The following is a 5,706-nucleotide window of genomic DNA, read 5'->3' as shown; positions in this document are numbered from 1 at the left end:
CCTCTCATTTTGAGATTTATTGATCTTATCAGGCTGTTCAAAGCGGGTAGGTAATAGGTATCCGCTTTGAACAGCCTCCAAGACACGAATTTCGAAACTGATTTCGGTTGACGCGAATAAAGCCTTAAAATTCACCTGCCTTTGAACAGAGGTTGTCGGGGTCCGTGCGCAGAGCTTTCTACGAAACACGTATGATCCGTAAACTTTCCAGAATAGAATAGGCTCTATGATATTTTGATCGCCGGGTTCATGGCTGGTTTCATGGAGCAAAAATTGAGCAAGTTAAATGGCTTATACAAAGTTGACTTTATCACACCTGCTCTGAGAGGATTCGGAGTGGTCATCTTCGAACAGGGTCGTGCGCGTGGTGGTGACAGCATTGTGGCCTATAATGGCACTTACACTGAAACGGGTTCAGATATTGAGATTCAACTTGAGGCGTTTCGCCATTCTCACAAAAATGATCTCGTTCCTATTTTTGGCAAAGAACATGTCACTATGACTGTAAATGCCAAATTACTCACCAAAGAGCGCATGGTCGGGACTGCATCCTGTGTGGATGCGCCGGATATTCCGATGAAGGTTGTTTTCACCAAACTTCGAGATTGATCCCTCACACCACCCGGAACGCAAAACGCCTGCCGACATGCTATCGGCAGGCGTTTTTTGTCGTTTGATCTGCGTCCGGAGCTTTATTTCTCGGGTATCAGACCGCGTGGGCTGAACCTCAGCACCAGCAACAGCACCAGCCCCATGGTAAAGAGACGCATATGTGCAGCGCTCTCCAACAGATGTGCGCGCAGGCCGCTGTCTTCCGACATGCCAGAGGTCACCAATTCAATCAGCATGACGCCCATGGGTTCCACCTTGATCCAAAGGAACCAGACCAAGAGCCCACCAAGGACAGAGCCGAAGTTATTGCCGGAACCACCCACAATCACCATCACCCAGATCAGAAAGGTGAACCGGAGCGGATTATAGGTGCCCGGGGTCAATTGGCTGTCGAGCGTGGTCATCATCGCACCGGCGACGCCACAGATGGCAGAGCCGAGGATGAAGATCTGCAGGTGCCGACGGGTGACATGTTTGCCCATGGCATTGGCCGCGACCTCATTGTCGCGGATGGCGCGCATCATCCGGCCCCATGGGCTCTTGAGCGCCATCTGCGCCATCCACAACAGAACCAGCAGGACCGCCGTGAACATGAGGGAGTAGCCAAGCTTGACATAGAGCGTCGAAGCCGTGGTGGCATCCAGCCCCCAAGAGGCCGCTTTTTCTACAAAGGCGGGATCGCCTTGCAAATCAACCTCATAGGGCAGGGGACGCGGCAGGCCGACCACGTTTTTCACACCGCGCGACAGCCAGTCTTCGTTCTTGAGCACCGCAATGATGATCTCGGCAATCCCAAGCGTCGCAATTGCCAGATAATCCGAACGCAGACCAAGTGCGGTCTTACCAATCATCCATGCAACACCCGCCGCCAGCAGACCACCCAGCGGCCAGGCCAGCAACACTGGCAGACCGAGACCGCCGATATTACCTTCGAGCGCTGGGTTGATGCTCTCGACGGCGGCAACACCGGGGTCGGGCACCGCTCGGTAGACCACAAAACCGATGATCAGGATCGCAAGCATTGCGACAGTCCGGGTCAGACCAGCGGTCAACTTTCGATAGGTATAGATTGCCGCCGCGATGGTCGCAGCCCCCAAAACCAGCGCCAGCAGAATGCGCTGACCGCCAGCCTCCCACGCACCCGGAGTGGGTGACATGGATGTCAACACCACGGCGAGACCACCAAGAGCGGTGAACCCCATAATGCCAACATTAAACAGCCCGGCAAAGCCCCACTGCAGGTTCACCCCGAGTGCCATGATGGCGGAGATCAATCCCATGTTGAGGATGGTCAGCGACGAGTTCCAAGATCCGGAAAAAATTCCGAACGCCGTTGTGGTTCCTTCCAGCAGCAGCAAAAGGCCGACGAAGGCGAACAGAAGCGTATGTTCCAACGTATCGCTCATACCGCTTTTCCTTTGAAGATGCCGGTGGGTTTAAACAGCAGCACGACAACAAGGATCGCAAAGGAGACCGCGAATTTGTAATCAGTGCTCAGAAGCTGCGCGAGCCCCTCTGGCTCAAGGCTTTCTGGCAGGATGTACCCGCCTACTTTTTTCCACGCATAGGTGATCATGACTTCGCTCATGGCGATCACAAAACCACCGGCAATCGCGCCAAGTGGACTGCCAAGGCCGCCGACGATGGCGGCGGCAAAGATTGGCAACAGCAACTGGAAGTAAGTGAAGGGTTTAAAAGACTTATCAAGCCCATAGAGCGTGCCGGCAATCGTCGCTAGCGCCGCCACGATCAACCATGTGATCATCACAACGCGTTCAGGGTTGATGCCCGACAACAGCGCCAGATCCTCGTTGTCAGAATAGGCACGCATGGATTTGCCGGTGCGGGTTTTATTGAGAAACCAAAACAGCAGCGCCACGACGATGATCGCAGTGACCACTGTGATCCCTTGCGAGGTCTTGATGGCAAGACCCTCGTCCAATCCGGTCATCTTCTTGAACGTGCCGGCCTTGATGATGAACCGCTCGCCATCGCCAAAACGCTGATCGCCGGGGCCAATAATGAACCGTACAAGACCGTTCATCATGAACATCACACCAAGTGACACCATGACGAAGACCACAGGCTTGGCCTTTTGTTCGCGGTAGAATTTGAACACGGCCTTATCGGTGACCAACACCAGCGCCATTGTTGCCACGATGCCGATGGGTAGCGCCAGAAGCGCAGTTGGCAATGGGCCAGCAGAGATGCCCCAGGATTGGAACAACCAGGTGAACAGGATCACAACCATGGTGCCAAAGGCCATGGTGTCGCCATGGGCAAAGTTAGAAAACCGCAAAATCCCGTAGATCAGCGTCACGCCGAGCGCGCCAAGTGCCAACTGGCTGCTATAGGCGATGCCGGGAATGAGAACGAAGTTTGAAAGCGCCACGAAGGCGTTGAGGAAATCCATCTCTTAGCCTCCCAAGAAAGATTTGCGCACTTCGGGATCGGCCAAAAGTTCTTGCCCGGTGCCCGTATAGGCGTGTGCGCCCTGCACCAGAACATAGCCTTTGTCCGCAATTTCAAGCGCTTGTTTGGCGTTTTGCTCAACCATCAGAATCGGTAGCCCGGTGCGGGAGACCTCGATGATGCGGTCAAACAGCTCATCCATTACGATAGGTGACACGCCAGCGGTCGGCTCATCGAGCATCAAAACCTTGGGTTTGGTCATCAGCGCGCGGCCCACGGCCACCTGCTGGCGTTGACCGCCCGACAGCTCTCCGGCCGCCTGATGGCGCTTGTCCTTCAGGATTGGAAACAGGTGATAGACCTGCTCCATCGTGTCGGAAAAATCATCAGTGCGGATGAAGGCGCCCATCTCGAGGTTTTCTTCGACCGTCATTGAGGTGAAGATATTGCTCGTTTGCGGAACAAAGCCCATACCCTTGATCACGCGTTCTTGCGGGCTGAGGCTGGTGATATCCTCACCGCCCAGACGCACCGCGCCAGATCGCACGTTCAGCATGCCAAATACGGCTTTCATCGCGGTGGATTTACCAGCGCCATTGGGGCCGACGATGACAGCGATCTCGCCGGGGTTCACGGCGATGGTGCAGTCATGCAGGATGTCCGGCCCTTTGCCGTAGCCACCCGTCATGCTGTCACCAATCAAAAAGGGTTCGCTCATGCGTCAGCCCCTTGCAATTTATCTTTGTTTTTCAGACCCGTGCCGAGATAAGCTTCGATCACCTGATCGTTTGCCTTGATCTCTTCCAGCGTGCCTTCGGCCAGTTTCTTGCCCTCAGCCATGACGATCACCGGGTCACACAGACGGCCGATGAATTCCATGTCATGTTCGATCACCACGAAGGTGTAGCCGCGCTCCTCATTGAGGCGCTTGATGGCATCGGCAATTGTATAAAGCAGCGTCCGGTTTACGCCTGCGCCCACCTCGTCAAGGAAGACGATCTTGGCGTCGACCATCATGGTGCGGCCAAGTTCCAGAAGTTTCTTCTGACCGCCAGAGATTTCACCAGCCTTGAGGTCCGCAATATGGCTGATGGTGAGGAACTCCAGCACCTCATCCGCCTTGGCGCGCAGGGCGCGTTCCTCATCAGCGATGCGCTTGCGTCCGAACCATGTGTTCCACAGCGTCTCACCCGATTGATTGCCCGGAACCATCATCAGGTTCTCGCGGCAGGTCATCGAGGAGAACTCATGCGCGATCTGGAAGGTGCGCAGCAATCCTTTGTGGAACAGCTCATGCGGTGGCAGGCCCGTGATGTCCTCACCATCCATCAGGACTCGGCCTGACGTGGGAGGAAGAACCCCGGCCACTACGTTGAAAAGAGTGGTTTTTCCCGCACCGTTTGGTCCGATCAAACCAGTAATGGAGCCCTTGGCGATTTCCAGCGAAGCGCCGTCCACCGCGTGGAACCCGCCGAAGTGCTTATGCAAATCCTCGACGACGATCATGTCATGTAATCCCCTGCCGTCATATTTCGCGGCCCTTTTATTTGGAACAGCCCGAGGCACTTGCGGCTCCCGGGCTGATCAGATCTCTAATGTGCGACGATGGTCCGCCTTAGCGGAATTTCACCGTCACGTTCTTGCCGTCCTGAACTTCGATCTCACGGAAGGAGCCTGCGCTCTCGCCGGGACCGATGAGGTTCACGCCGGTCGCGCCCTCATAGTCGATTTCACCGCCGTTGGCGAGAATTTCGAGCGCTTTGCCCAGCTCACCGGGGTTGATTTTCTCACCCGGGGCGTTGGCGACTTCGGTGATCTTGGAGACGTAATCTTTGGGATCAACCGAACCGGATGCCTGCATCGCGAGCAGGAAAAGTGCTGCCGCATCATAGGATTCCGGGGAATAAGCGGAGGTGCCGTCAAAGCCCAACTCAGAAGCCTTGCCCGCAAAGATCTCGGCGCCTTCGCTGTCGGAGCCTGCGATCTGACCAAAGGAGCCGTTGAGGTCCGAACCGACGTTTGTTGGCAGCGAATCACCGATCATGCCGTCGGGCAGGCCGAAGGTGTCGAATGCACCGGTATCGAGCGCACCCTGAATGATGCCCAAACCACCCTGATCCAGGTAGCCCGCAACCACGAGGATGTCGCCACCGGCAGATGCCAGCGCCGCGACCTCGGCAGAATAGTCACCTTTGCCATCTTCATGTGCGGTTACGATGGTCACTTCACCGCCAGCGGCTTCGAAGGACGACTGGATCGAATCCGCCAGACCCTTACCGTAGTCGTTGTTGGTGTAGGTGATGGCGATGCTATCGACGCCGCGATCAGCAAGAATCGACGCCATGATCTCGCCCTGACGGGCGTCCGACGGGGTGGTGCGGAAGAACAGACCGTTGTCTTCCATCGAGGTCAGACCCGGCGAGCTTGCAGAAGGAGAAATCATCACCATACCGTTCGGGATCGCGACGTTTTGCAGGATCGCACCGGTCACACCGGAGCAGTCGCCACCCACGATACCGCTTGCACCTTCAGCGATCAGCTTTTCGGCGTTTGCAGTGGCGAGACCGTTATCAATACAGCCGGTATCTGCGCGCAGCGGGGTTACTGTTGCGCCATCGAACAGTTTGCCGGACTCGGAGACCTCGGACATGGCGAGCTCGGCGCCAGACGCCATGGTCGGTG

Annotated in this window: 6 protein-coding genes; 1 reads left to right on the top strand and 5 read right to left on the bottom strand. The window is 56.0% G+C overall.

Annotation, left to right across the window (positions count from 1 at the left end; genetic code table 11):
- Positions 1–261 precede the first annotated feature (261 nt).
- Entirely contained in the window at positions 262–609 is a 348-nt protein-coding gene (locus tag ACN0VM_RS17780) for a hypothetical protein (protein WP_417452232.1), read from the top strand.
- An 83-nt stretch (positions 610–692) separates the two neighbouring features.
- On the opposite strand, the gene ACN0VM_RS17775 is transcribed toward ACN0VM_RS17780, so the two are convergent.
- The 5 genes from ACN0VM_RS17775 to ACN0VM_RS17755 form a co-directional block, all read right to left on the bottom strand.
- Positions 693–2,018 (bottom strand): branched-chain amino acid ABC transporter permease, encoded by a 1,326-nt coding sequence (locus ACN0VM_RS17775; protein ID WP_417452231.1) that lies wholly within the window; start codon positions 2,016–2,018, stop codon positions 693–695.
- Positions 2,015–3,025: a branched-chain amino acid ABC transporter permease gene (locus tag ACN0VM_RS17770; protein WP_417452230.1), complete on the bottom strand. Its 1,011-nt coding sequence runs from the start codon at positions 3,023–3,025 to the stop codon at positions 2,015–2,017. The genes ACN0VM_RS17775 and ACN0VM_RS17770 overlap by 4 nt, the downstream gene beginning before the upstream one ends.
- 3 nt (positions 3,026–3,028) lie before the next feature.
- Positions 3,029–3,742, bottom strand: a complete 714-nt coding sequence (locus ACN0VM_RS17765; protein ID WP_417452229.1) for an ABC transporter ATP-binding protein — start codon at positions 3,740–3,742, stop codon at positions 3,029–3,031.
- Positions 3,739–4,530 carry an ABC transporter ATP-binding protein gene (locus tag ACN0VM_RS17760; RefSeq protein ID WP_009176505.1) on the bottom strand — a complete coding sequence of 264 codons (792 nt, stop codon included), beginning with the start codon at positions 4,528–4,530 and terminating at the stop codon, positions 3,739–3,741. The genes ACN0VM_RS17765 and ACN0VM_RS17760 overlap by 4 nt, the downstream gene beginning before the upstream one ends.
- A gap of 109 nt (positions 4,531–4,639) precedes the next feature.
- The coding region (locus ACN0VM_RS17755; protein WP_417452228.1) for an ABC transporter substrate-binding protein at positions 4,640–5,706 on the bottom strand (1,067 nt) is incomplete at its 5' end.

The organism is Kordiimonas sp., assembly GCF_048260245.1.
Taxonomy (GTDB): domain Bacteria; phylum Pseudomonadota; class Alphaproteobacteria; order Sphingomonadales; family Kordiimonadaceae; genus Kordiimonas.
This window is presented reverse-complemented; position numbering and strand designations above follow the sequence as displayed.